Source organism: Paenibacillus sp. FSL L8-0663, from assembly GCF_038008125.1.
Classification (GTDB): Bacteria; Bacillota; Bacilli; order Paenibacillales; family Paenibacillaceae; genus Paenibacillus; species Paenibacillus polymyxa_D.
The window spans coordinates 2,363,557-2,389,507 of the sequence record NZ_JBBOYM010000001.1; the positions used below are offsets into that span (position 1 = coordinate 2,363,557).

General features: G+C 47.7%; 21 protein-coding genes. 15 read left to right on the forward strand and 6 right to left on the reverse strand.

The features are described 5' to 3' along the window. Window positions 1–300: 300 nt before the first annotated feature. Window positions 301–4,020, forward strand: a complete 3,720-nt coding sequence (locus MKY75_RS10895; protein WP_340885244.1) for a BspA family leucine-rich repeat surface protein — start codon at window positions 301–303, stop codon at window positions 4,018–4,020. A 130-nt stretch (window positions 4,021–4,150) separates the two neighbouring features. Here MKY75_RS10895 and MKY75_RS10900 read toward each other — a convergent pair whose 3' ends face one another. After that, window positions 4,151–5,680 carry a glycosyltransferase gene (locus tag MKY75_RS10900; RefSeq protein ID WP_340885245.1) on the reverse strand — a complete coding sequence of 510 codons (1,530 nt, stop codon included), beginning with the start codon at window positions 5,678–5,680 and terminating at the stop codon, window positions 4,151–4,153. A gap of 236 nt (window positions 5,681–5,916) precedes the next feature. Between MKY75_RS10900 and MKY75_RS10905 the strand changes: the two genes are divergently transcribed. From MKY75_RS10905 to MKY75_RS10950, 10 genes are all read left to right on the forward strand, one after another. Then, window positions 5,917–6,783 carry a glycosyltransferase family 2 protein gene (locus tag MKY75_RS10905; RefSeq protein WP_029518455.1) on the forward strand — a complete coding sequence of 289 codons (867 nt, stop codon included), beginning with the start codon at window positions 5,917–5,919 and terminating at the stop codon, window positions 6,781–6,783. Between the two features lie 34 nt (window positions 6,784–6,817). After that, window positions 6,818–7,957: a DegT/DnrJ/EryC1/StrS family aminotransferase gene (locus tag MKY75_RS10910; RefSeq protein ID WP_029518454.1), complete on the forward strand. Its 1,140-nt coding sequence runs from the start codon at window positions 6,818–6,820 to the stop codon at window positions 7,955–7,957. Beyond that, complete coding sequence (locus MKY75_RS10915; RefSeq protein ID WP_039275128.1) at window positions 7,954–8,595, forward strand: acetyltransferase; 642 nt, start codon at window positions 7,954–7,956, stop codon at window positions 8,593–8,595. Before MKY75_RS10910 ends, MKY75_RS10915 begins: the two co-directional genes overlap by 4 nt. Before the next feature lie 288 nt (window positions 8,596–8,883). Then, window positions 8,884–10,953, forward strand: a complete 2,070-nt coding sequence (locus MKY75_RS10920; protein WP_340885246.1) for a bifunctional aldolase/short-chain dehydrogenase — start codon at window positions 8,884–8,886, stop codon at window positions 10,951–10,953. 241 nt (window positions 10,954–11,194) lie between these two features. Next, a complete protein-coding gene (gene rhaI, locus MKY75_RS10925) occupies window positions 11,195–12,415 on the forward strand; it encodes an L-rhamnose isomerase (RefSeq protein WP_340885249.1) in 1,221 nt (406 codons plus the stop codon). Next, the gene (rhaB, locus tag MKY75_RS10930) at window positions 12,412–13,887 is read left to right on the forward strand and encodes a rhamnulokinase (RefSeq protein WP_340885251.1); all 1,476 of its coding nucleotides are present in this window, start codon (window positions 12,412–12,414) and stop codon (window positions 13,885–13,887) included. Before rhaI ends, rhaB begins: the two co-directional genes overlap by 4 nt. Window positions 13,888–13,907: 20 nt before the next feature. After that, window positions 13,908–14,666: a DeoR/GlpR family DNA-binding transcription regulator gene (locus MKY75_RS10935; protein WP_029518449.1), complete on the forward strand. Its 759-nt coding sequence runs from the start codon at window positions 13,908–13,910 to the stop codon at window positions 14,664–14,666. Window positions 14,667–14,918: 252 nt separating this feature from the next. Next, window positions 14,919–15,647 (forward strand): (Fe-S)-binding protein, encoded by a 729-nt coding sequence (locus tag MKY75_RS10940; protein ID WP_039275138.1) that lies wholly within the window; start codon window positions 14,919–14,921, stop codon window positions 15,645–15,647. Beyond that, the gene (locus MKY75_RS10945; protein ID WP_340885254.1) at window positions 15,644–17,164 is read left to right on the forward strand and encodes a LutB/LldF family L-lactate oxidation iron-sulfur protein; all 1,521 of its coding nucleotides are present in this window, start codon (window positions 15,644–15,646) and stop codon (window positions 17,162–17,164) included. Before MKY75_RS10940 ends, MKY75_RS10945 begins: the two co-directional genes overlap by 4 nt. Continuing rightward, the gene (locus tag MKY75_RS10950) at window positions 17,157–17,912 is read left to right on the forward strand and encodes a LutC/YkgG family protein (RefSeq protein ID WP_340885256.1); all 756 of its coding nucleotides are present in this window, start codon (window positions 17,157–17,159) and stop codon (window positions 17,910–17,912) included. The genes MKY75_RS10945 and MKY75_RS10950 overlap by 8 nt, the downstream gene beginning before the upstream one ends. 12 nt (window positions 17,913–17,924) lie before the next feature. Here the strand turns inward: MKY75_RS10950 and MKY75_RS10955 are convergent, their stop codons facing one another. From MKY75_RS10955 to MKY75_RS10970, 4 genes are all read right to left on the reverse strand, one after another. Further along, the gene (locus tag MKY75_RS10955; RefSeq protein WP_165150818.1) at window positions 17,925–19,031 is read right to left on the reverse strand and encodes a HAMP domain-containing sensor histidine kinase; all 1,107 of its coding nucleotides are present in this window, start codon (window positions 19,029–19,031) and stop codon (window positions 17,925–17,927) included. A gap of 15 nt (window positions 19,032–19,046) precedes the next feature. Next, a complete protein-coding gene (locus MKY75_RS10960) occupies window positions 19,047–19,748 on the reverse strand; it encodes a response regulator transcription factor (RefSeq protein WP_029518444.1) in 702 nt (233 codons plus the stop codon). A 110-nt stretch (window positions 19,749–19,858) separates the two neighbouring features. Further along, window positions 19,859–21,049: an acyltransferase gene (locus tag MKY75_RS10965; RefSeq protein ID WP_069012374.1), complete on the reverse strand. Its 1,191-nt coding sequence runs from the start codon at window positions 21,047–21,049 to the stop codon at window positions 19,859–19,861. A 223-nt stretch (window positions 21,050–21,272) separates the two neighbouring features. Then, entirely contained in the window at window positions 21,273–21,698 is a 426-nt protein-coding gene (locus MKY75_RS10970) for a CHRD domain-containing protein (protein ID WP_023988435.1), read from the reverse strand. A gap of 168 nt (window positions 21,699–21,866) precedes the next feature. Between MKY75_RS10970 and MKY75_RS10975 the strand changes: the two genes are divergently transcribed. The 3 genes from MKY75_RS10975 (at window position 21,867) to MKY75_RS10985 (ending at window position 24,116) form a co-directional block, all read left to right on the forward strand. Beyond that, window positions 21,867–22,289, forward strand: coding sequence for a hypothetical protein (locus MKY75_RS10975; protein ID WP_029518442.1), 423 nt, complete (start codon window positions 21,867–21,869; stop codon window positions 22,287–22,289). Between the two features lie 227 nt (window positions 22,290–22,516). Beyond that, entirely contained in the window at window positions 22,517–23,677 is a 1,161-nt protein-coding gene (locus MKY75_RS10980; RefSeq protein ID WP_029518441.1) for a rhamnogalacturonan acetylesterase, read from the forward strand. A 115-nt stretch (window positions 23,678–23,792) separates the two neighbouring features. Next, complete coding sequence (locus MKY75_RS10985) at window positions 23,793–24,116, forward strand: MGMT family protein (RefSeq protein WP_069012373.1); 324 nt, start codon at window positions 23,793–23,795, stop codon at window positions 24,114–24,116. Between the two features lie 155 nt (window positions 24,117–24,271). On the opposite strand, the gene MKY75_RS10990 is transcribed toward MKY75_RS10985, so the two are convergent. Continuing rightward, a complete protein-coding gene (locus MKY75_RS10990; protein WP_013370989.1) occupies window positions 24,272–24,460 on the reverse strand; it encodes a hypothetical protein in 189 nt (62 codons plus the stop codon). Window positions 24,461–24,779: 319 nt separating this feature from the next. Between MKY75_RS10990 and MKY75_RS10995 the strand changes: the two genes are divergently transcribed. After that, a complete protein-coding gene (locus tag MKY75_RS10995) occupies window positions 24,780–25,943 on the forward strand; it encodes a TolC family protein (RefSeq protein ID WP_318628436.1) in 1,164 nt (387 codons plus the stop codon). The last annotated feature ends 8 nt before the right edge of the window (window positions 25,944–25,951 follow it).

A 25,951-nucleotide genomic window follows, 5' to 3' on the forward strand; every position in this document is an offset into this window, starting at 1 on the left:
AAATAGATAACCGAGATTCTGTAAATTCTTCTACTGTTTTGATCGAGGGTTTTATTTTAAACGGCAGTAGAACAGTATATGTACAACAACTAGTTGTAGTGGGACCAAATGCGGTTATAACTAGGAATTTCTTTGCAAATTTAGACGCATTTGAATTCGTGTTTACCACAAGCGGACCAGCAGTGAATGAAACTCAAATTTCTGTTTGGGGTAAAGATGCATTGGGGCAATTAGTACCTGCGCATCGGTTAGTATCTGATGAACTTTTAGGAACCGATCAAGGCGTCCAAGGACCTCAGGGTGTTCAAGGCGACCAAGGACCACAGGGAGTTCAAGGAGTCCAAGGCGACCAAGGACCTCAAGGAGTTCAAGGAGCCCAAGGCGATCAAGGACCTCAAGGAGTTCAAGGAGCCCAAGGTGATCAAGGACCTCAAGGCGTCCAAGGCGACCAAGGACCACAGGGTGTTCAAGGCGACCAAGGTGACCAAGGACCACAGGGAGTTCAGGGAGCCCAAGGCGACCAAGGACCTCAGGGAGTTCAAGGCGACCAAGGACCTCAGGGAGTTCAAGGCGTGCAAGGCGACCAAGGACCTCAGGGTGTTCAGGGTGCTCAAGGTGACCAAGGACCTCAAGGAGCCCAAGGAGCCCAAGGTGATCAAGGACCTCAAGGAGTTCAAGGAGCCCAAGGCGATCAAGGACCTCAGGGAGTTCAAGGCGACCAAGGACCTCAGGGTGTTCAAGGCGTGCAAGGCGACCAAGGACCTCAAGGAGTTCAAGGCGTGCAAGGCGACCAAGGACCTCAAGGAGCCCAAGGCGATCAAGGACCTCAAGGAGTTCAAGGCGTGCAAGGCGATCAAGGACCTCAGGGAGTTCAAGGCGTGCAAGGCGACCAAGGACCTCAGGGTGTTCAAGGAGCCCAAGGCGATCAAGGAGCCCAAGGTGACCAAGGACCTCAGGGTGTTCAAGGTGACCAAGGACCTCAGGGAGTTCAAGGTGATCAAGGCCCTCAAGGAGTCCAAGGTGACCAAGGACCTCAGGGCGCTCAAGGCGACCAAGGACCTCAGGGAGTTCAAGGCGACCAAGGACCTCAGGGAGTTCAAGGTGACCAAGGACCTCAGGGAGTTCAAGGAGTCCAAGGCGACCAAGGACCTCAGGGTGTTCAAGGCGTCCAAGGTGACCAAGGACCTCAGGGAGTTCAAGGCGTCCAAGGTGACCAAGGACCTCAAGGAGTTCAAGGCGTCCAAGGACCTCAGGGCGCTCAAGGCGACCAAGGACCTCAGGGTGTTCAAGGCGACCAAGGTGACCAAGGACCACAGGGAGTTCAGGGAGCCCAAGGCGACCAAGGACCACAGGGTGTTCAAGGCGACCAAGGTGACCAAGGACCTCAGGGAGTCCAAGGCGATCAAGGACCTCAGGGCGTTCAAGGCGACCAAGGACCTCAGGGCGTACAAGGAGTCCAAGGCGACCAAGGACCTCAGGGTGTTCAAGGAGTCCAAGGCGACCAAGGACCTCAGGGTGTTCAAGGCGTCCAAGGTGACCAAGGACCTCAGGGTGTTCAAGGAGCCCAAGGCGACCAAGGACCTCAGGGCGTTCAAGGCGACCAAGGACCTCAGGGCGTTCAAGGCGACCAAGGACCTCAGGGTGTTCAGGGCGTTCAAGGTGACCAAGGACCTCAAGGAGTTCAAGGAGCCCAAGGCGATCAAGGACCTCAAGGAGTTCAAGGAGCCCAAGGTGATCAAGGACCTCAAGGAGTCCAAGGCGATCAAGGACCTCAAGGAGTTCAAGGCGTGCAAGGCGACCAAGGACCTCAAGGAGTTCAAGGTGTTCAAGGCGACCAAGGACCACAGGGTGTTCAAGGAGTTCAAGGCGACCAAGGACCTCAGGGCGTACAAGGTGACCAAGGACCTCAGGGAGTTCAAGGAGTCCAAGGCGAACAAGGACCTCAAGGAGTCCAAGGCGATCAAGGACCTCAGGGTGTTCAGGGCGTACAAGGCGACCAAGGACCTCAGGGTGTTCAGGGCGACCAAGGACCTCAGGGAGTTCAAGGTGACCAAGGACCTCAGGGTGTTCAGGGAGCCCAAGGTGACCAAGGACCTCAAGGCGTTCAAGGCGTGCAAGGCGACCAAGGACCTCAAGGTGTTCAAGGCGTCCAAGGTGACCAAGGACCTCAGGGTGTTCAAGGAGCCCAAGGCGACCAAGGACCTCAGGGTGTTCAAGGCGTGCAAGGCGACCAAGGACCTCAAGGAGTTCAAGGACCACAAGGAGACCAAGGACCTCAAGGAGTTCAAGGCGTGCAAGGCGACCAAGGACCTCAGGGTGTTCAGGGCGTTCAAGGTGACCAAGGACCTCAAGGAGTTCAAGGCGTGCAAGGCGACCAAGGACCTCAGGGTGTTCAGGGCGTACAAGGTGACCAAGGACCTCAGGGTGTTCAGGGCGACCAAGGACCTCAGGGCGCTCAAGGCGACCAAGGACCTCAAGGCGTTCAAGGCGTGCAAGGCGACCAAGGACCTCAAGGTGTTCAAGGCGTCCAAGGTGACCAAGGACCTCAGGGTGTTCAAGGCGATCAAGGCCCTCAGGGCGTACAAGGCGACCAAGGACCTCAAGGAGTTCAAGGCGTGCAAGGCGACCAAGGACCTCAAGGAGTTCAAGGCGTGCAAGGTGACCAAGGCCCTCAGGGAGTTCAAGGAGTTCAAGGCGACCAAGGACCTCAGGGCGTACAAGGTGACCAAGGACCTCAGGGAGTTCAAGGAGTCCAAGGCGAACAAGGACCTCAAGGAGTCCAAGGCGATCAAGGACCTCAGGGTGTTCAGGGCGTACAAGGCGACCAAGGACCTCAGGGTGTTCAGGGCGACCAAGGACCTCAGGGAGTTCAAGGTGACCAAGGACCTCAGGGTGTTCAGGGAGCCCAAGGTGACCAAGGACCTCAAGGCGTTCAAGGCGTGCAAGGCGACCAAGGACCTCAAGGTGTTCAAGGCGTCCAAGGTGACCAAGGACCTCAGGGTGTTCAAGGAGCCCAAGGCGACCAAGGACCTCAGGGTGTTCAAGGCGTGCAAGGCGACCAAGGACCTCAAGGAGTTCAAGGACCACAAGGAGACCAAGGACCTCAAGGAGTTCAAGGCGTGCAAGGCGACCAAGGACCTCAGGGTGTTCAGGGCGTTCAAGGTGACCAAGGACCTCAAGGAGTTCAAGGCGTGCAAGGCGACCAAGGACCTCAGGGTGTTCAGGGCGTACAAGGTGACCAAGGACCTCAGGGTGTTCAGGGCGACCAAGGTGACCAAGGACCTCAAGGCGTTCAAGGCGTGCAAGGCGACCAAGGACCTCAAGGTGTTCAAGGCGTCCAAGGTGACCAAGGACCTCAGGGTGTTCAAGGAGCCCAAGGCGACCAAGGACCTCAGGGTGTTCAAGGCGTGCAAGGCGACCAAGGACCTCAAGGACCACAAGGTGACCAAGGACCTCAAGGAGTTCAAGGCGTGCAAGGTGACCAAGGACCTCAAGGTGTTCAAGGCGTCCAAGGTGACCAAGGACCTCAGGGTGTTCAGGGCGTACAAGGAGACCAAGGACCTCAAGGAGTCCAAGGCGATCAGGGACCTCAAGGAGTCCAAGGCGATCAAGGCCCTCAGGGAGTTCAAGGCGTACAAGGAGACCAAGGACCTCAAGGAGTCCAAGGCGATCAAGGCCCTCAGGGTGTTCAAGGCGATCAAGGCCCTCAGGGCGTACAAGGCGACCAAGGACCTCAAGGAGTTCAAGGCGTGCAAGGCGACCAAGGACCTCAAGGAGTTCAAGGCGTGCAAGGTGACCAAGGCCCTCAGGGTGTTCAAGGACCGCAAGGCGACCAAGGCCCTCAGGGAGTTCAAGGCGTCCAAGGCGACCAAGGACCTCAAGGAGTTCAAGGCGTGCAAGGCGACCAAGGCCCTCAGGGTGTTCAAGGACCGCAAGGTGACCAAGGACCAGCTTAAGGTCAAGGTATATTTAGAGGACTCAAAAGTTATTTATAACTTTTGGGTTCTTTTTTTGTCTTAAGTTCATGTTTGCAGTCCTGCTGTAACAAAAAAAACCTTTGTCGAAGTCTCATGGAAATGATTCAGAGAGACTTCGACAAAGGTATTGGAAAATAATTGTTGGCTAATATTCTAATCAGCCTTGTTGTAATTTACGGCAACACAACCACTTTCTCTTTGCAGGACGCAATAAATTTTCCATATTGAATACAAGTTTCTAATGAATCATTTGGCTCCATAGGCCACCATCGTATGGCTCCCCTGGGAGCTTTGGAGGCATAGGTTTCGATTTCTGATGGAATTCGACCTACAACCACAATTTCGATCTTCCTAAAGTTGTTTTCAATGCCCTTTTGGAGCGTTTTAATTAATTGGGTGTGCTCTATTTCAGGACAGGAATGGGGGATAGGGAACAATATCGAGAATTTAGAAGTATCTTCTTGAATAACGTGAGCAGATTTCCGGGCAGGATCATCCGTAGAAGTCTCCCATATACGACGATAAGGCAATTGCTGTGGTAAATCGAGTTCTTTCAGTCTCATTTGTATCCTTTGAAAATAGCATCTATTTAGTTCCCCTACAAGAACCTGAATCTGCTTATTTCTTAGGAATGTAGTGTTATTCCCATGTTCGTTACGATATTGGATATATATCAAATCGGGGATGTTTGCAAATTTAGTGCAAAGAAACGTCCGGACCAGCATATCGTAATCATCTGCAACCAGTAGTTCATTGCGATGTCCCCCGATCAGATGATAACAGTCCCTTGTCCACGCACGGGGATGATTGGGTAAACCGACCAAATGTCGAATGGTTTTGCCATTAATGGTCGTATGTTTTTGTACATTTTGCCATCTGTTCATTTCATGCAGCCAGACTCGATAATGAACACTGTAGCCAAAGCCACAATCCCAGCCATACCAATGTGCATGATTGCTCCCTGCATACACTTCAGCACAATCCCCATAAACAAAGCCACAGTCAGGGTTTTGTTGAAATGCTTTGACGATTTTCTCCAGGCAGTCAGGAGTTAGCTCATCATCATGATCGACTTCTACCAAAATTTCCCCTGTACATAGACCTGCTGCAAACCTTTTGATAGCCCCTATATAACCATTGCGGGAATCCTGGCGATATCTCCGCACACGGTGATCCTCTAAAGGGAGTAAATACTCCTTGTACGTTTCATCTTCATCACCGGAATCATCCACGATTACCCATTCCCAGTTCTTGTAGGTCTGCTTCAATAAAGATTGATAAGGTCGTTGAATTTTTTCCTTTGATCTGTAGCTGGCAGTAAAGACGGATATTAAAGGTGTGTTTGAAGAAAAATGTGTAGGAGGAATCGTTCTATTCTCCGGAAGAGGATCTGTTGCCTTAAGCCAGCAGAAAAATAAATGCATAGGTTGAATTTCGTCAGGTGATTGGAAGTGTAACCAGCGTTTTTTTTCGTGACCAGGCAATGCTTTTAGTGCTGAAAATTCTCCCCACTCTTCTCCGATCGAGACGTAAACCCGAGGTTTTTGGAGGCTATTGTCTATAAGTGGCTGATCAGCCTCATACAAGTTTATTGTAATGTTATTTTCTTCCAATCTATCTATCAATTCTTTTACATGATCCTTTAAAACCTTCTTCGATACAAATAAATGAGTTGTCAGTAGCGGAGTGAAATTCAATGACATGATCATTCCCCTTTACCAGTTTCGAACATCAACGAGAGGGAGGTGCCGTTCAGACGTAAGCTATTGTTTTTATTGAAACAACCATTTTCCTGGCATCATTTTATTTCCCAGTAGTATATATGTATGTGTATGTGTTCGGGGATGTGAGAAAAATACCAGCCCATATGAACATAGCGAATAAACCGTTTGAAACCTCCGTCGTAAACACCGAAGCATTAAAGAAAGGTGGAGTAAGTGTGGAATGCCCATTAGTAAGTGTAGTTATACCTGCATATAACCGGCCGCATACACTAAAAATCGCCATCGACAGTGTATTGGAACAAACTTACCCGAACATCGAAATTATTATCTGTGATGACAGTACAACGAATGAAGTACAAGAAATGATTGATTCTTATTTAGATTCTTTTCCCCAAGTTAAATATTATAAAAATGATAAAAATCTTTTTCTTGGAAATTGGCATAAATGTTTTGATTTGGCATCAGGTGAATATATCAATTACTTGATGGATGACGATATGTTTCATAAAGAAAAAATAGCAAGGATGCTCTATTTTTTTGAAAATTTTGAAAACATCACACTGGTTACCTCGTATCGGCAAACCATGAATGAATTAGGGGCTATTCTCCCACCGCTCTATGCAACGGAAAAGTTATACGAAGAAACAAGGATAATGGACGGAAGAATGTTGGCAAACGTTGCATTAACTCGTTGTTTAAATGTGATTGGTGAACCTACAACAGTGTTTTTCAAAAAAACAGATCTTATCGAACGGTTTGGAGTTTATAAAGGGAAACAGTATTCTCTTCTTAATGATTTAGCTTCCTGGTTGAACTTACTATCCAAAGGAAAAGCAGTTTATATTCCTGAAGCGCTAAGCTATTTTCGAATACATCCCAATCAAAATAATCAAACGCTTGGTCAAAATGCGTTCACGGAATGGTTAGATATTATGATTGCCTCGAGAGATGATGGATTTCTTGATACCAACGATTTGTTTAAAACTGCACTTCATTCTTATCATGAACGTATAAAAGGCCGTCCACAATTTGTTGCAGATATCAAGCGAATTGAAATGATATTAAAAACATTGGAATCCTAACTTGCTCATCCCATGTGCAAAGGAGGCTTGGCTTATGTTTGAAATTCCCTTCTTACGACCTAGTTTAGTAAAAAAGGAACGATTTATTGCTAATTTTGAGAAAATAGAAGAGACGCGAATTTACTCCAATTATGGCCCCTTAAATAACCTGTTTGAAGAGCGGGTCATTGCGCAAGTGTTTAATGGAATCGGTTCGGCTGTGACTGTTAGTAACGCTACCATCGGCTTGATTTTGGCTATCGCTCACAGCAAGCGACCACAGGGCAAATATGCAGTTATGCCAAGTTTTACTTTTGCTGCCACCCCACTTGCTGCTGAGTGGTGCGGGTTAGAACCCTATTTCCTTGACATTGAACCGGAGAATTGGCAAATGAATAGGGAGCAGTTAGAGCAGGCAGTCAAGCTGCTGGGAGATGAGATTGCGGTAATCGTTCCTTATGCCACTTTCGGTACAGCCATTGATTTGTCTGTATACAATAAGCTGCAGGAGCAAGGAATTCCGGTAGTCATTGATGCTGCTGCCAGTTTTGGGACTATATCTCCCGAGGAAGCCACCCATTTTGGTAAAGGCTTTGGAGGGGCCGTAGTATTCAGCTTTCATGCCACCAAATCTTTTGGTATCGGAGAGGGTGGATTGGTATACAGTTTGGACCAGGATCTCATTAAGCGAATTCGTCAGGCGGGGAATTTCGGTTTCTCCAGCAGCAGGGAGTCTGTCACCCAAGGTCTTAACAGTAAGATATCCGAGTATACCGCTGCTATCGCTTTAGCTACTCTCGATCACTTCAAAACTGTACGGGAGAATAGAAGGACGATCTACGAATATTATCTTCAAGAACTGCTCCAAGCAGACTTATTAGAACGAGGATGGTCTGTACAAAAAACACAAGGATCGGTTGTCCATCAATTTATCCCTATTCTTAGTCCGGATTCACACACGAATCAAGAGGTCGTTAAGTTATTAGCCTCTAATTCAATAGAAGCCAGAACCTATTTTTCTCCGGCGTGCCATCAGCAGAAGCAGTTCCAAAGTTATCCCCGGTCTACTCTTCATGTTACCGAGCATATTACCAAACATATTGTCAGCCTGCCCTTGTGGGAGGAACTGGATGAGATTATCGTTCGAAGAATTGTAAATGTTCTAAGAAGCTTGGGAAGAGAGACAGCCAGATGAGGAAACTCGTGATTTGGGGATCGGGCGGACATGCCAGGGAAATTAACTGGTTATGTGAAGAGTTAGGAGTTCGAGTGATAGGATTCTTAGACGAACGGCCTGAGACGAAAGGGCAGATCGTAAATGGGGTTCCTGTACTGGGGACGTTGACCGACATTAAAGCGTTAAAATATGAGGTGGAACTGATATGTGCGGGAGTGGGTGACCCAGCATTAAAGAAACGATTCGCTTATCATACAATTCAATCGGGATTTCGTATCGCAGCCCCGCTAATACATCCGCGTGTTCGTTTGTCTCGAAGAAACACCATTGGAGAGGGAAGTATGATCTTTGAAGGGGCTGTCCTGTCGGACAATATTAAGATCGGACAGCATGTGATTATCAATCGGAGTGTTAACGTGAGTCATGATGCGGTTATTGGCGATTATATAACCATAGCCCCTGGCGTGAATCTGGCAGGTAACGTAACCATAGATGAGGGGGCCTATATCGGCGTCGGTGTCTCGGTACGGGAGAGATGTCACATTGGTTGTTGGTCTATGATAGGTGGAGGTGCCTTTGTTAAAGATGATATACCCAGCTTTACCATGGCTGCAGGGGTACCAGCAGTCGTTAAAAAACGACTTGATATTCCCTGAGTAGTCTTTCTTTGGACGGAGCGTATTCGATTTGTAGTAATATGCTTGAATGAAGTGATTTACCTACCAAAAGGCCGTGCCGGAAAAGGTTCTCATAACCTGATCCCGGCGCGGCTTTTGATTAATGTACACAGATTACAGATGGATGAAAATTAAAATTTATTTTTGATTATTTTTGTATTACTTATTTTCAAATTAAAACAAAGGTGTTATAGTCTCCATAAACAAAGAATAACCACTGTAATAAAGCCTTTCAAAACTAAAACTAAACTTGGAGGTCTTTTTCCTATGGTACAAAGTCTGTGGATTTCTTCACAAGCGTCTGAGCAGAAAAGCATGCTGGAACAGCTCGTATACCGTTCTAACCTGATTGGTACAGAGAGGAGTGTGTGCAATTGGGGAGGCGGTAATACTTCGGCCAAAACGACGATACCAGATTTTCGCGGGCGTGAAGTAGAAGTGATGTACGTCAAGGGCAGCGGTTCCGATCTCGCAACAATAAAAACGCATAACTTCACAGGACTTCGTATGGAGGATATTCGTCCTTTATTTGAAAGAGAAGATATGTCTGACGAGGATATGGTCGCATATTTGGCGAACTGTATGATAGATGCCAAGCATCCACGGGCTTCAATTGAGACGCTATTACATGCTTTTCTGCCTTTTAGACATGTCGATCATACGCACCCGGACGCGATTATTAGCTTGTGCTGTGCGCACAACGGTAAGGAAATCGCTAAGGAAATTTTCGGTGACCGTTTTGTATGGGTGCCTTATATCCGTCCTGGATTTAAGCTGTCGAAAATGATTGCCCAAGGTGTACTCGATCATCCACAAGCTGAATTGGTATTGATGGAAAAGCATGGTCTGGTTACGTGGGGAGACACATCCGAAGCGGCTTATGCCAAAACGATCGAAATCATCCAAGAAGCAGAAAGCTATATTAAAGCCCGTCAAGAGGAAAATCAGGCGTTTGGAGGAACAAAATATAAAGCGCTTACTTTTTGGGAACGCCGAAGCATTGCATCTCAAGTTATGCCGTCGATTCGGGGAGCGGTCAGTGATGAGAAAAAGATGATTTTAACCTTTGATGACGCGGAAGATGTGTTGGAGTTTGTGAACGGCCGGGATTCTGCTGCTTTATCCCAGGTCGGGGCTGCGTGCCCGGATCATCTGGTCCATACCAAGATGAAGCCACTCTATGTAGATTGGACACCGGATGTGGAGGATGTAGAGGGCTTGAAAGTTAAGCTTGCCGAGGGTATAGCAGCTTATAAGGAGCAGTATCAAGCTTATTTCGAGCGCAATCGGCTTGAAGGGGATGTTATGTTTGAGGCTGCGCCACGTGTAATTTTGGTTCCGGGTGTTGGTATGATCAACACAGGTAAAAGCTGGAGCAATGCGCAGGTAAGCGGCGCCTTGTATCATCGGGCTATCGCTGTTATGCGAGGGGCAACGACGTTAGGAGAGTTTGTTTCACTCAGTGAGAACGAGTCATATAACGTGGAATATTGGCCGCTGGAGCTTTATAAGCTGTCACTCGCGCCAGCAGAAGTTGAATTTTCCCGTAAAATTGCGTTCATTACAGGTGGTGCAGGCGGAATTGGCAGTGCAACCGCACGTCGTTTGGTGGATGAAGGCGCACATGTCGTACTGGCAGACCTGAATCTGGAAGGCGCGCAAAAGGTAGCCGCAGAGATCAATAGTAGCTACGGAGAAAACTGTACCATTGCCGTAAAAATGGATGTGACGCAGGAGGAGCAAATTCAGGCTGCCTATGCAGAAACGGCATTGACCTATGGCGGTGTAGATATCATCGTCAACAATGCAGGCCTTGCTACATCCAGTCCGTTCGATGAAACATCGTTAAAGGAATGGAATTTAAATGTGAATGTGCTGGGAACGGGTTATTTTCTGGTTGCACGAGAAGCGTTCAAGCTCATGAAGGAGCAGACACTTGGCGGCAGCATGGTGTTCGTCGGCTCCAAAAACTCGGTCTACGCAGGTAAAAATGTAACGGCCTACAGCTCGGTCAAGGCGCTGGAAGCGCACTTAGCCCGTTGTATTGCCGCAGAAGGTGGTGAATATGGTATCCGTGTGAACACCATTTTGCCGGATGCCATTCTGCAAGGCTCGGCAATCTGGAACTCCAACTGGCGTAATGAACGCGCCACTGCCTACGGCATTGAGCCCGACCAGCTGGAGGAGCATTACCGCAAACGGACGACGCTGCTGGTCAATATTTACCCGCAGGATATCGCTGAGGGCATTGCCTTTTTCGCCTCATCCAAGGCAGAGAAAACGACAGGTTGTATGCTGACCATCGACGGCGGCGTCCCCGCTGCCTTTACACGCTAGCCGAATTAAAATGAACCTGGGTAAGCGATAGACTCATTTCAACGGCTCAACACTAGGATTATAACGAACTAATTTAATGTACTAATCTATTTCACTAATCCAAGCCACATGTTATACACACACTAACACTTTAAAAATAGAAGTGACTTTATGGGTGGTCAGCAGCGGAGCGATCGGAAGAACAATCCGTACGCGAAGCGATCTCCCATAACTCACTTCATTTTTCCAAGGAGGAACCATGATGAGTGACAAAGCGTACGCCTTATTCGAGGAACAACAGCAACAACGAGGCATTGACCTGGAGCGAGTAAAGGCAAAGCTGAAATCGCTTAGCATAGAAACACCATCCTGGGGATATGGCGACTCAGGTACACGATTTAAAGTCTTTCAGAAAACGGGCGTGCCGCGTGATCCGTTCGAAAAGTTAGAGGATGCGGCGCAGGTTCATGCCGTGACAGGCTTATGTCCATCCGTTGCCATTCACATTCCGTGGGATAAAGTAGACAATTACGGCAAGCTTCGCAGTCATGCGGAAAGCCTCGGTCTGCGGATTGGGGCCGTGAATCCTAATCTGTTTCAAGACGAGGACTACATGCTCGGCAGTGTCACCAATGTAGACCCGGCCATCCGCCGCAAGGCCATCAACCATTTGCTAGAATGCGTAGATATTGCGAAGGAAACGGGCTCGAACGACTTTAGCTTATGGTTCGCAGACGGAACGAATTATCCCGGTCAGGGGGACATTCGCAAACGGAAAAATTGGATGCTGGAAGCGCTCAGTGAAATGTATAAGGCGCTCACATCTGACATGCGCATGCTGATTGAATACAAGGCGTTCGAGCCAGCCTTTTATCATACGGATATTGCCGATTGGGGCATGGCGTATAATTACGCAACCAAGCTGGGGCCGCAGGCACAGGTGCTGGTGGATACTGGGCATCATCTGCCGGGAGCCAACGTGGAGCATATTGTGGCGTTTCTAATTGATGAGAAGCGATTAGGTGGTTTTCATTTTAATAGCTACAAATATGCGGATGATGATCTGATCGTGGGCTCCGCGAATCCGTATGAACTGTTCTTGATTTTTTATCAAATTTTAAATGCGGCTCAGGATGTGGATAAAGATATTCGGCATACGGTGGACAAAATTGCTTATTTGATCGATCAGTCGCACAATATTGAGCAAAAAATTCCGGCGATGATTCGTTCGGTGCTGAATGTGCAGACTCAATATGCGAAAGCGCTCCTAATTAATCATGCAGAAGTGGAGGAAGCATCGAGCCGCCAGAATGTGCTGGGTGCGGAGGATGCTGTGCGACAAGCGTTTGAGTTTGATGTGGCACCATTGCTCAGAGCGATCCGTGAAGAGCAAGGCTTACCAGCAGACCCGATGAAAGCTTACTTAGCGTCTGAGTATGGCACGCAGATTTTGCAAAGAGGCAAGGGTGGTGCAAGCTGGTGAGTATCCTCGCTTATGATTTGGGGGCAAGCAGTGGCAGGGTTCTACTCGGAGAATTGACGGATTCACGTATAGTGGTGGAGGAAATCCATCGCTTTTCGAATGATCCGGTCAAGGTTGGGGAACATCTGCACTGGGATCTGTTGCGTCTGTATCACGAGGTTCAGCAAGGATTGATCAAAGCCAAGCATAGGGGAATGAATCCATCCAGCCTGGCGATTGACTCCTGGGCGGTCGATTTTGGACTGATCGGAGAAACCGGAGAACTGCTGGGCAACCCTTATCATTATCGGGATTGGCACACCCATGGGGTAATGGAAGAAGTACAGGAACGGCTGGGAAAAGAGTTTATTTTCCAGCGCACAGGCATTCAGTTTTTGACGTTTAATACCATTTATCAGCTGGCTGCTATGCGAAATGCGAGTTCACCGTTGCTGGAGCAGGCAAAGCATTTCTTGATGACTCCAGATCTGCTACGGTATTTTCTGACAGGTGAAATGTACAATGAGTTTTCCAATGCGACCAGCACGCAATTATATAATCCGATGCAGCAAAAATGGGATGATGAGCTTTTGTCTGGAATCAACATTCCTCATTCCTGGTTTGGTGAGGTGCTGGAGCCAGGAAATGTTGCAGGAACGATCCGCTCGTCGGTTATGAACGATTTGGGCATTGGAGCGATTCCTGTGATTGCAGTAGCAGAGCACGATACGGGATCTGCTGTGGCTGCCGTGCCTGCGCTGGAGCGCTCGTTTGCGTACTTGAGCTGTGGAACATGGTCCCTGATGGGAACGGAAACGGCACAGCCTGTAATCAATGACGATACGCTTCGTTTTAATTTTACGAACGAAGGTGGGGTCAGTCGAACTTACAGGCTGCTTAAAAACATCATGGGCTTATGGATTTTACAGGAGGCGCGTAGGGAGTGGGAACGGCAGGGGTACTCCTATTCCTTCCCTGAACTGGTTCATATGGCAGAACAGGCTCCAGCATTCACTTCTTTGATTGATCCGGACGATGAATTATTTCTGCACGCCGGGGATATGAAAACACGAATTCGCCAATATTGCCGCAATACCCGACAGCCATTGCCCGAGACGCCGGGAGAAATCACGCGTTGTATTTTGGAGAGTCTGGCGTTAAAGTACCGTTACATTTTGGAGCTTACAGAACAGGTGTCAGGACAACGGTTTAATGGTTTACATATGGTCGGAGGAGGGATTCAAAATCGCTTGTTGTGCCAATGGACGGCCAATTCGATTCAAAAACCAGTGTGGGCGGGACCTGCAGAAGCGAGCGCAATCGGCAATCTTGCGGTACAATGGATGACACAGGGAAAGTTCGCCGATATATGGGAAGCCCGCCGGGTCATCGCGAATTCTATTTCCGTGGAGGAATATGAGCCTGCCGAGTCAGAAGCGTGGGAGGATGCCTATGGGCAATTCCGGCGGGTAGCGGGACTTTTTGTACATTAAAGATGTGGAGTGAGATTGCCATGCTGGTCGCAGAAAGATATGAGATGATTGTGCAGCTCGTGAATGAAAAAGGAAGCATACGAGTGTCCGAATTGAGTGAGTTGTGCAAAGTAACGGAGGAAACGATTCGTCGTGATCTGGACCGTCTGGAGCAGGCGGGACGACTGCGCCGTTCGCATGGGGGAGCGGTAAGTGTCAAAAACGAGCAGCCTGAAACGCCCTATGCGGTACGGGAAATTATGAACGCAGAGGAAAAGCGCAGAATTGCCGAAGAAGCGGTTAAGCAGATTCAGCCGAATGATCGTATTTTGCTGGATGCCAGCACAACCGCCTGGTATATGGCCTCAAGTTTACCGGATATTCCTTTGACGATATTAACGAATTCGATTCGGGTAGCTACAGAGCTGGCGGGTAAAGAAAAAATCGAGGTCATTTCGACGGGGGGGCAGTTGCTTCAACGCTCGCTGTCATTTGTAGGCCCGCTCGCAGAGCGCTCCCTGGAAACCTATTATGTGGATAAATTGTTTTTCTCCAGCCAGGGGGTTCATCTGGATCGCGGTATTAGTGAATCGAATGAACTGCAAGCTCGTTTGAAGCAGAAAATGGTCAGCATTGCAGACCGTGTGATTTTACTGGCCGATGCGAGCAAATTTGGGCAACAGGCGTTTACGCATGTCGTGAACCTGTCGCAGGTATCCGAGATTATTACGGATTCGAGGTTGTCGGATCCGATTCGCAGTCAACTTGCGGAGCAGGCTATTCCAGTTACGGTTGTGTGAATTTAAAAATGTCGAGGTGGAGAGTGTCGCTCCGCGTTTCATTTGCTCTTACGCTCGCTGTTGCAGTGGGATTCTTTGATGATGTAAAACACGTTTAGGTGAGAATCCCACTGCAAGCTTATGCTTACGTAGAGAGCTTTCCTTTGGAAAGCTTTTAGGCAAACGCTGACGCTTCTCCAGATTCAAATGAACCGATCCGCTGGTATCCTCTATAAAGTAATAGCTATTCCATAGACGTAAGGGGTGTTCCGTATGAAGGTATCCTTATTTATTACTTGCCTGAGTGATGCGATTTATCCCAAGGTGGGGGAAGCGATGGCACGCTTGCTTTCCAGATATGGTGTTCAGCTGGATTTTCCGAAGGTACAGACATGCTGCGGACAGCCGTCCTATAACAGCGGCTATTGGGATGAAACGAGGGTTGCTGCCAAAACAATTCTGAAAGCGTTTAACGACAGCGATTTTGTCGTATCTCCTTCCGGTTCCTGTACATATATGATTCATCATTACCCGGAGTTGTTTAAGGATGAGCCCGAATGGCTCGATTCAGCACGGAGGCTGGAACAAAAGACGTATGAGTTTACGCAATTTATGGTACAGGTGCTTGGCGTGACCGATGTGGGCGCGTCTTTTCCGCATACAGTAACCTATCATCCGTCTTGCCATGGCACACGTTTGCTCGGCGTGAAGGAGGAACCGATGAAGATGCTTGGCAGTGTAAAGGGACTGCAATTAGTACCACTTCCCTTTGCTGAGGACTGCTGTGGCTTTGGTGGGACTTTCGCGGTGAAAATGCCAGATATTTCGGGAGCGATGGTGACTGAAAAAGTGGACCATATCAGGGAGACCGAAGCCGAGGTACTGGTCGGACTAGATATGGCCTGCTTGATGAACATTGCCGGAAATCTTCGGTATCGGGAGGAGCCAGTTCGGGTCATGCATCTGGCTGAGCTGCTGTACGAAGGGGTGAAGCACGCATGACCGTCGTACACACACATTCCATGAACCAAAAGGTCAAAAAACGTGCAGAGCTGGCCCTAAATGATGATTTTCTGCGGAATGCAGTTCGTTTCACTACAGAGCGTTTGCGTAACGGAAAGCAGGTGGCTTTAGAGCAACACGGAAATTGGGAAGAATGGCGTGAACGGGGCCGTCAAATTCGTCTGCATACCATTGCCCATCTGGACTATTACTTAAATCTATTTGTAGAAAATGCCCGTGCCAACGGGGTGCAAATCCATTTTGCCGATACAGCAGCCGATGCCGTACGTATTACCCTGGATATTGCTGCACATAGCCAAGCCCGTTCCGTCGTCAAATCCAAGTCGATGGTGTCGGAGGAGTTACATTTGAATCAGGCGCTAGAGGGTGCGGATATCGAGACGATTGAAAGTGACCTCGGTGAATATATTATTCAACTGGCAGGAGAGCCCCCGTCTCATATCGTCATTCCGGCGATTCACAAAAACCGCTTTCAGATTGCCGAACTGTTATCCCAAGAAGCAGGTGAGAAACTGTCCGCGGATACGACGATTTTGGCGGGCTTTGTCCGCAAAAAGCTGCGTGAGAAGTTTCTAGAAGCGGATATTGGCATGACGGGCTGTAATTTTGCCATCGCCGAGACAGGCTCCATGGTCCTGTTTGAAAATGAAGGGAACGCACGGATGGTATCCACTCTGCCCAAAACCCAAATTACGCTGATGGGCATGGAGCGGATTATTCCATCCTGGACGGATTTGGAGGTGATGGCTACATTATTGCCACGATCCGCTACGGGGCAGAAGCTGACCATGTATATGTCTGGTATTTCAGGCCCTCGGCGCAGCCAAGATGCCGATGGGCCTGACGAAATGCACATCATCATCGTAGATAACGGACGTTCACTACAGCTGGGCAATCCCGAGTTTCAAGAGTTGCTGAATTGCATTCGCTGTGGTGCTTGCCTGAATGCCTGTCCGGTGTACCGACACATTGGCGGGCACGCGTATGGCGGGACATATAGTGGCCCTATCGGTGCGGTGCTTACGCCTGCCCTTCATAGCAACATTGAAGAGTGGAACGATATTGCGAGTGCGTCCAGTCTGTGTGGTGCGTGCTATGAAGCCTGTCCGGTCAAAATACCGCTGCATGATATGCTGGTATATTTGCGCAGACGCAAGGTTGAGGCGGGACAAGGAGATAAGCTGGAAACGGCAGGGATGAAAGGTTTTGCGACCGTGGTTTCCAACTCGAAGCGATTCGCAGTGGCGATTCGGCTAGGGCAGATCGCCCAGAAAGCGATCGTCCGTAAAGGTGAAATTACCTTGAAACTGGGTCCGTTAAAAGGCTGGAATACGTACCGTGTGGCTCCCTCTCTGGCGAAAAAATCCTTCCGTCAGCAATGGAACACGCTGGAGCATAAGCTGGAGCAGGAACGCAACGTGATGCAGCCGGATGTTCTCAGCCGAATGGAGAAGATTTTGGCAGATAGAAGTAAAGGAGGGACGCAGCATGAGTGAGCATAGTAATCCTTCTGCGCAAGCAAAAGCGGCCCATGAAGCGTGGCTTCATCAAATGGAAGAAGAATCCCGTGCCAAGCAGGTACGCTTTATGGACGGCATCGCGACGCGGCTCAAGCGTCCACGACAGACGGAGCCGCCAGTTCAGCCGTTTCGCGGGGCACCTGCATTTTGGTACGAATTCGAATGGAGTGCGGAGCGGCGCATCGAGGAGTTCACCGCTAACTTTACAAGTGTTGGCGGGCATGTCGTGCGTCTGCCGAATTTGGAGCAGACCGCAGACTGGATCGCGTGCAAAGCGAGAGAGCTGGGAGCGGCCTATATCGTCCGGCAGAATGAGCCGGACCTGGATGCGCTCCAGCTGGAATCGGCACTGCCGCAAGTCCGTTTATCGGTGTGGAACACCGATCCAGTCGAGGATTGGAAGGCCCGCGCCGCTGAGGCGGATATCGGCATCGTCATCGCCGACGAAGCGGCTGCTTACACCGGCTCGGTAGCGGTGCTATCCTCGCCGGAGAAAGGCCGTGCGGTCAGCCTTTTGCCAACCGCACTGATCATTCTTCTGCCAGTAGAGCGCTTGCGAACACGACTGGGCGAGATTCTAAGCCGCTTTGACGAAGTCGGGCGTGAGCAACTGCCTGCAGGCATTCATTTTATTACTGGACCAAGCCGCTCGTCGGATATTGAAAATGATTTGACGATCGGTGTACACGGGCCAGGTATCGTCTATACGTTGTTAGTGGGCTAGCGTGTAGACCGCCTAACGAGCATGATAGAGGGGAAAACGGGTTTCAAAATCTGTTTGTCTGCGATTACTCCTAACCGAAATGCGGCCATTGTGCAGCTCGGTAATACTTTTTGTAATCGCAAGGCCCAGCCCGGTGCCTCCAGTTTCCTTGGAACGTGATTTGTCCACCCGGTAAAACCGTTCAAACAAGTACGGGACATCTTCCGCAGGAATTGGGGTGCCGTAGTTGGTGCAGATTACCACCGCCTCGTCGTCTTCGCGTCCTATGGTGATATCAAGGCGTTTGCCGTCTTTTCCGTATCGAATAGCGTTGGAAAACAAATTTTCATACAGGCGTACCATCTCGTCGGTATCGGCTAGAATCCGAACAGGCTCGACGATTCGGACACGGTAGGACATGTCTGCCTGTTCCAGAGAGGGTACAAATTCCTCAGCAAGCTGAGTGAGCAATTTGCCGAGATCTACAGGCTCCAGCTCCAGTGGCAGGCTGCCACCGCTCACACGCGTGTATTCAAACAGCTCGTCGATCAGCTTCTTAAGCGTCAATGACTTTTCATAAGCAATGTTCACATAATAGCGCAGCTCAATTTCATCCCGATAGCGGTCGGTTTCAATATATTCCAAAAAACCGATCACGGATGTTAGCGGGGTACGAAGATCATGGGATACGCCAGTGATCAGGTCGTTTTTGGCCTTGGCAGAAGCCCGTTCTTCTTCCAGCAAGAGACGGAGCTTGTCCGCCATGGTGTTCATATTTTTCGCCAAGGTACCCAGCTCGTCCGCTGAAGAAACAGGAATCGTATAGGACAGGTCTCCGTCAGCAAACTCTTGCATCCCCGTCGTAATTTCGCGAAGGTAACCAATCGTATTTTTGGTAAAAAGGAAAAAGAAATAAATATATGTAGGTAGCCCGCCTACCAGCATGATCAGTGGGGACCCAATGTGATTTACGGTCCAGCGAACCAGACGGGTGCCAAAAAATGAACGGGAAGGATTCAGCCATAGTAGCAAAGATGCTCCATAATAAGACACCATCAAAATCAGTCCGGTTAGAGCGAAAGCGGCAAGGCTAAGGGCTGCCAGCTTCCATCCCAACGTATCATATCGTTTTGCCTTCAAGACGTGAATCCTCCATTAATCGAATTTTTCCATTTTGTAGCCGATGCCCCACACCGTTTTTAGATATTTGGGTTTTCTCGGATCAGCCTCAATTTTCTCGCGAATTTTACGCACATGAACCATCAGCGTGTTGTTGGATTCCAGATATTGCTCCTTCCACACTTTTTCATAGATCTGCTCCATGCTCAGCACTTGACCACGATTACGGGCCAACAGCTCGACAATGGCAAATTCTCGTGGGGTCAGCTTAATGGATTCTCCGGCGAGAGTGACCTCATGCGTAGCAGAATTAATGGAGAGTTCATCCAGTATCATTTCATGCTCCGATACAGGGGAGGAATGGGTATATTTCCGTACTCTACGCAGCTGGGATTTAATGCGTGCCACCAGTTCCAACGGGCTGAACGGCTTAGTGACGTAATCATCGGCCCCAACGCTGAGTCCTGTGATTTTGTCCATATCTTGTCCCTTCGCAGACAACATAATAATCGGAAAATGCTCGGTTTCCCTGATCTTCATGCAAGCTTCAACCCCGTCCATATTGGGCATCATCACATCAAGCACCATCACATCTATCGATTCCCGACTGATTTGCTCCAGAGCTTCCAGTCCGTCTCGTGCCATAAGCAGTCGATATCCTTCATTTTCCAAATAAATTTGCATCAGCTTAATAATTTCAGGCTCATCGTCTACTAATAAAATGGTTCCGTTATGCATGGCCCGTGCACCCTTTCTGTTCTTTCCAGCAGTATACAATATGGCGTATTATATACTTTTTTAAAGATGGAGGCTATGGACACTCTTCTCAGTTCGCTTGCTTGGGGACGTCAGCCTTTGGATAGTGCTGTTTCAGTTGAAGAAATACGGTTTTCTTGCTTGAATTGTCTTTTTTCTATTCCCGGTAGTTGACCGAACAGGATCCAAGCAAATGGTAGGAAACGGGAGATGGTAGACACGACGAGCCAAGAGCAAAGAAGTGCAAAGAAAAAACCTCCAGCGTACCACACATGAATAAGCTGCGGAGAACCGATATGTGGTGAAAACTGCCGATACAGAAGCAGGAAAAACGGATGAATCAGATACACACCAAAGGACAGTGTGCCCAGACGTTCCAGCTTGCGAGTGACAAAGGAATGTTGTCGTCTATACATTAAAAAGGAAATCTGTAGTATTACCAGCGTGCTGGACAGGCTGTACATATTATACATAAGTTCGAAAACTAGCGAATTATACGAGATTCCGTACATTCTATTTTCGCACCACATATAGACATGCATGGTGGCTGAAATCAGCCATAAAGCCCAAATTGTGATCCATGTCAGCACTCCGGCAACACTTCGTTGCCCCTTACGCATCAGAAACCACGTTTTCAGCTGTGGGTAGTAATAACCTAGAGCAGCACCCAGCATGTAACAGGCTACATAAGACAGTGCCCAACTGCCCTTATTTTGCACCTGAAATAGAAATTTATTGCCAATTACAAATGACCACTGTAGCAACAGCCCAAGGACAATAGACCATTGTGGAAGTTGCCGATATCGCTGGAACAGCCACAGTACGAATGGAAATGCAAGATAGAATTGCATCATGATAAAAATATAATATAAATGGGTATACGCTTTGCCTGTCGCCAGCTTCAGAGCAAAGCTTTTCGCAAGTGTGGCTATATTCCATGGTTCGGAGCTGCTAGCCATAAGAGACAGGAAGAAATAAAATAGGGAGAACATGACGTAAGGTAAGAGAATATACAGCAATCTCTGCTTATAAAAGCGACTTAAGAACTGTCGTCCCATTGGACGATCCTTGTAGTTGTAGAACAGTACCATGCTGCTAAGCGCGATAAATACGGGGGTTCCATACTTCATCAACACATTGAGCGCATTGTATACAACATATAGGCTGGAATTTGTAAGCTGAACCGTTGCATAAGAAGTGGCATGTACCATCAAGACGGCTAAAATCGCCATGGCTCTGACCAACTGCAATTCGGGAATTTTTTCTTTGGTCGTAGGCTTCATAAGCTTCATTTCCTTTCAGGAGTGAACTGTATCTTGTTGAACTCTTTCTATTAAAAGATAAAGTTCTTAACAACCCTAAAGGGAACGGCTTAAGAAACGCTTATGAACTTCTTAACTTTTGTTAAGAATTGAGGATTTTGCAAAAATCCTGAATTAAGAAAAGAACTTCCATAGCCTCAAAATGAGTGGTATGGAAGTTCTTTTTTATACTCATGATTATTCGTTATTTGCAACGTTTGATAGGTGCGCGTCTAATTTGTCCACGAATAGCACCATTCGGATGACGGATCGTGTGGACATTGACGTAGGCATTACCCTCTCTAATTTGGCACACCAAATCATAAATGGTTCTGCCTCTGAGTGGACCGGTAAGATCACATGCACGGAGCACGCCGCTAACGACGCCTCTTCTAACGGTTATTCCAAACTTCGAAGGACCAAACAGTGTAGCAACAACAGGGCCATTTTCACCTCTTCGTCCCAGATGAATATGCGCTTCGGTTACCCGTGAGATATTGCGTACAGTCAGTTCAAAGCTTAATTGTTGGCTCGTTGGACGGTAACGAAATTCGGCTGTTCCTGTCGCATTTGTTCTGACAGGAGGCACTTCATTAGCCCCCCTTAAGGTGGCTCTAAACTTATTAGACATGACATCCCTCCTTTCTCAGTGTTGGTTTAGTGTATTCACAGGGCTAGAGAAGGGGCTGCACATTAGCCTATTCATCAGAAGTTGTGTGTTTTACAAGTTATTCAGTCCAAGCACAAAACAAACTTTTTCATAGTCTATGAGTATCTGAAAGAGAGAGGAGGAGAAACCATGGGAACATTTATTGATGGGAGAACATCCCAGAATGCTTCGACAGCCAACTCTATTGCCATTCCGATCACTCTTATAAATACGCCTCAATTGTTCGGGCAGATCGGGTTAAACACACTGGGAGCTACAGGTACGCCACGGGTTTTGCTTAAAGGAACTATATCGCTTCAACTTCCGCTTGCTTTAGTCGGAATAACGATCACTATTGTAAGAGGTACCCTGGTTACTGACCCTGTTGTTTATTCGGCCACGTCAACTTTTAGTTTGAGTTTGTTGGCTCCACAGGTTATTGCATTCTCAGCCGATGACTTTAACCCGCCGATTACGGAACAATTGGTGTACACTGCTTTTGTTTCAGCTAACCTGCTGGGTACAATACGTGTAGGTCCAGAGAGCTTTGACGGAATTTTGGTTGCGGATTAATGTAGTAATTTTGATATGACGAAATATCGCTTCATGAGGCTTCGCAGATGTAACTGCGAAGCTTTTTTGTGTACAAGACAAGTTTCAAGCTTAACGATTAAACTACTTTTCTTTTGCATAAGAATTACACAGGCATAACCCTGCAACAATGGGTAGAATTTTATGTATGCGCTTACAGTAAATATCCATTGCTTCGTACAATTAAAAATCTGGAGGAGGAATGAAGAATGGTGTGGAAAAAAGGATTGACTCATATGCTTTTAGCAGCTTTTTTATGTGGTGCAACAGGTGTGGGCATAGCTCTCCCGGCCCAGGCATCCGCTGGCGAGTACAAGTTTGATTTTGGCGGAGGTACGGTCGAAACGGGTTATACCGGAGTGAGCGCTTCGCTGTCTTATGACTTAGCACGTGGCTATGGCTTTCGTACCCCTGAGAATATGCGTAATGTCAGTGCTTCGGGGACTGGAGTGGCAAGTGATGCGGTACGTTTCCTGGTTACAGGTACGAAAAGCGAGAATACTTTTGATGTTGATCTTCCTCCTGGTTTGTATGAGGTGTCGGTTACTTTAGGAGATACCTCTCGTTCGAGTATTGCAGCTGAAGGGGTGTATCAGGTCATAAATATGACAGGGAATGGGGCCAAGGATCGCTTTCAAATTCCAGTAACAGACGGACAACTAAATCTGCTGGTTACTGAAGGCAAAGAGGGGGCGGTCTTCACACTCAGTGCAATGGAAATCAGGCAATTATCTAGCAATCCGGTTACGAATCGAACAATTTATATCGGTGGGGATTCTACGGTATGTAACTATTATCCGCTGGATAGCAGCGTGCAGGCGGGATGGGGTCAACTGCTGCCAGAGTTTGTGAACACGAATACTTTTCAAATTCGCAATATGGCGTCAGGAGGCCAAATTGCTAGAGGCTTCCATCAGGACGGTCAGTTGGAGGCCATCGTCCAATATATTAAGCCGGGGGATTATTTTATTCTCCAATTGGGCATTAATGACACCAATCCAAAGCATAACGAAAGCGAAGCAGAGTTTAAGGACTGGATGCGGGATATGATCCGGCAGGCGAAGGCTAAGGGGGCGACGGTAATCCTGTCAACTCCGCAAGGACGAGCCACTGACTTTAATGCTAACAATGTACACAACGCAGAAAATAGATGGTATAGAAGTGCTATTTTGGCGCTGGCTCAAGAGGAACAAACGCCTTTAGTCGACCTGAATGTTCTTAGCTCAGCTTATTTTACTTCTATTGGTAAAGTCGCTACACTGGCTTTGTACATGAACGGTGATACACTCCATCCAAACTATGAAGGTGCAAGGGAACTGGCACGATTGGTAGCACAGGATTTAAAAAGGCAGGGTCTGAGCGGATTCTAAATTTAAACGATGGGTTTTCCCCTGTTTCTTACATTTGTAGGAGCAGGGGTTTTTAGCATCTGTTCAGGGTGCTATAATTATTGAAAAAGCAATAGTAATACGGAGGAATTAGAACATGCAGCCTTTCACTGCCCGTGTGCTTCAAATTATACTGTTGATCCCTGAGGGAAAAGTAATGACTTACGGTCAAATTGCGGCAGAGGCCGGAAGCCCAAGAGGTGCCAGACAGGTGGTGCGGATTTTGCATACATTGAGCCAAAAACACCAGCTTCCTTGGCATAGAGTAGTCAACCGTTTGGGGGAGATTGCTTTGCAGGAGGATGAGTCCGCATCCCTGCAGCGTCTGTATTTGGAGGAGGAAGGCATACGGTTTAATGAAAACGGGCGCATTCCACTGGATCAATATCTCTATGATCCGCAGGCAGAGATGGAAGAATAGGCGCGGAACAAGCTATGCGGTTTTATATTAAATTTGATCATCATAAAGAACCGGGACAAGTCAATTAACGATTTGTCCCGGTCTTTTTCATCTAGCATACGAAGCAGATAACTAGAGGTAATCTGTTATTTATAGCATAAGATTCATTTGTCATTTTATCCGATAAGATGCTGCTGATCCCGTTGGGCAAGGTGAAAAGAAATGCTGTTCATCAGTGGTATATCGTTATTTTTCCGGGCTTCCCGGATGAGTTGTTTCTTTTTTTGTTCTGATTCACGTAAAAAGCGGGTCATCCACAAATCAGACGGTTCGTTAGTGGTTGTCATACGAGATTCTTTTATCATCTATTAACCCTCCCAGTGAGCGGCTGTTATTCTTTCTCTAGTATATGTTCCAAACCTTAATAGATGCTGTTGGTTTCCTTAAAATTAGCTGAAAATTAGGTAAAGTTAAGGTAAAAATAGGTTGAATCCATATCTGATTGGACGAAAAGTAGTATAAAGCGAGTAATCTGGAAGTAAAGGTTACAAAAATGTATTGTTTTGACACCTTGTACCAACACAAACCTGAAAGTACAATTAGAATGCAAAGAGTTTGTGGAAATTTATGTCGAAAAAAACGGAAAAGATTCGAAGAATGCACCGAAAGGGGAGAGATTCATCTATGAAGCAAAAAGCGGCTGCCGTGCTGCTTGTATTGTCATTATCATCAGGCTTGGCCTCCACAGTACAGGCTGAGAGTTTATCAGGAAATGTAGCATCAAGTACGTCAGTTAAACCTTCTGCTGCGGCTCCATCGAAGACATCATCCATAACGGGTCAGGCTTTACCTACATTGACACTCAAGCAGGCCGCGGAATGGGCACAGACGAACAGTTACAATACACGTACCGCCGAACGGGACGTAGAGCGTCGCAGAATGGAACTGAAAAATGCAGAAAAGGACCTGGGCAATTCACCTGTCGATTTTATAGACAATGAGTATGTTGATGATGAAACGTCATGGAGAAATTACAGTTCCTCGACGCTATCTTATTTAGCCAGCAAAAAGCAGGCGCAGTTCGCCAAAGACCAGATTTATTTTAATGTGATGAAAAGCTATCAAAGTGTGTTCGTGGCAGAGAATCAGGTGAAAAATGATCTAGAAGCGCTTGAAATCGCCCAAGCGGAGGAAAAGATTGCACTTGCCAAATTTGCGCGCGGAAAGCTGTCTGAGTATGCGAAAAACGAGAGTACACAGGCCAGAAGCCAAGCTCAGCAAACCGTAGAGCAGGGGAAAATTGCGTTGCAAAAATCCAGGGATGCCCTGAACTTCCTCATGGGACAGCCTAATGGAACAGCTTATGAATTGGTCGATCGACCCGTGTACAAGGAACCGAAGAAGCTGGATATCGAATTACATATACAACAGCTGACAGACATGAATCCAAATTTATGGAAGCTGGAGGATAGCATCAAAACTTCGGAGCTTAATGTGAGATATTTCGATTTTAACAATGGTGCTGGTGCTTATGATCTAGCTAAAATGGATGTCGATACGGCTAAGGAGGAACTCGACAAAGGTCAAAAGGATTTTGCCGAATCTCTCCGTAATTTGTATGCCACAGTTAAGGAAAATCAAAAGAAATACGTACAACTGGAAGAAAGCTTGCGTACAGCAAAAGAGGCCTTGGAATTATCACGCAAAAAGTGGGCCAGAGGTCTAATTATTGAGATGGAATTGAAAAATAATCAGTTGAAAGTGAACCAGATTGAACGGCAAATGGAAGAGCTTGCGATCGAGTTGGATCAAAATGAGTATACGTTGAACAAGCCATGGAGCACATAGGGAGGAAA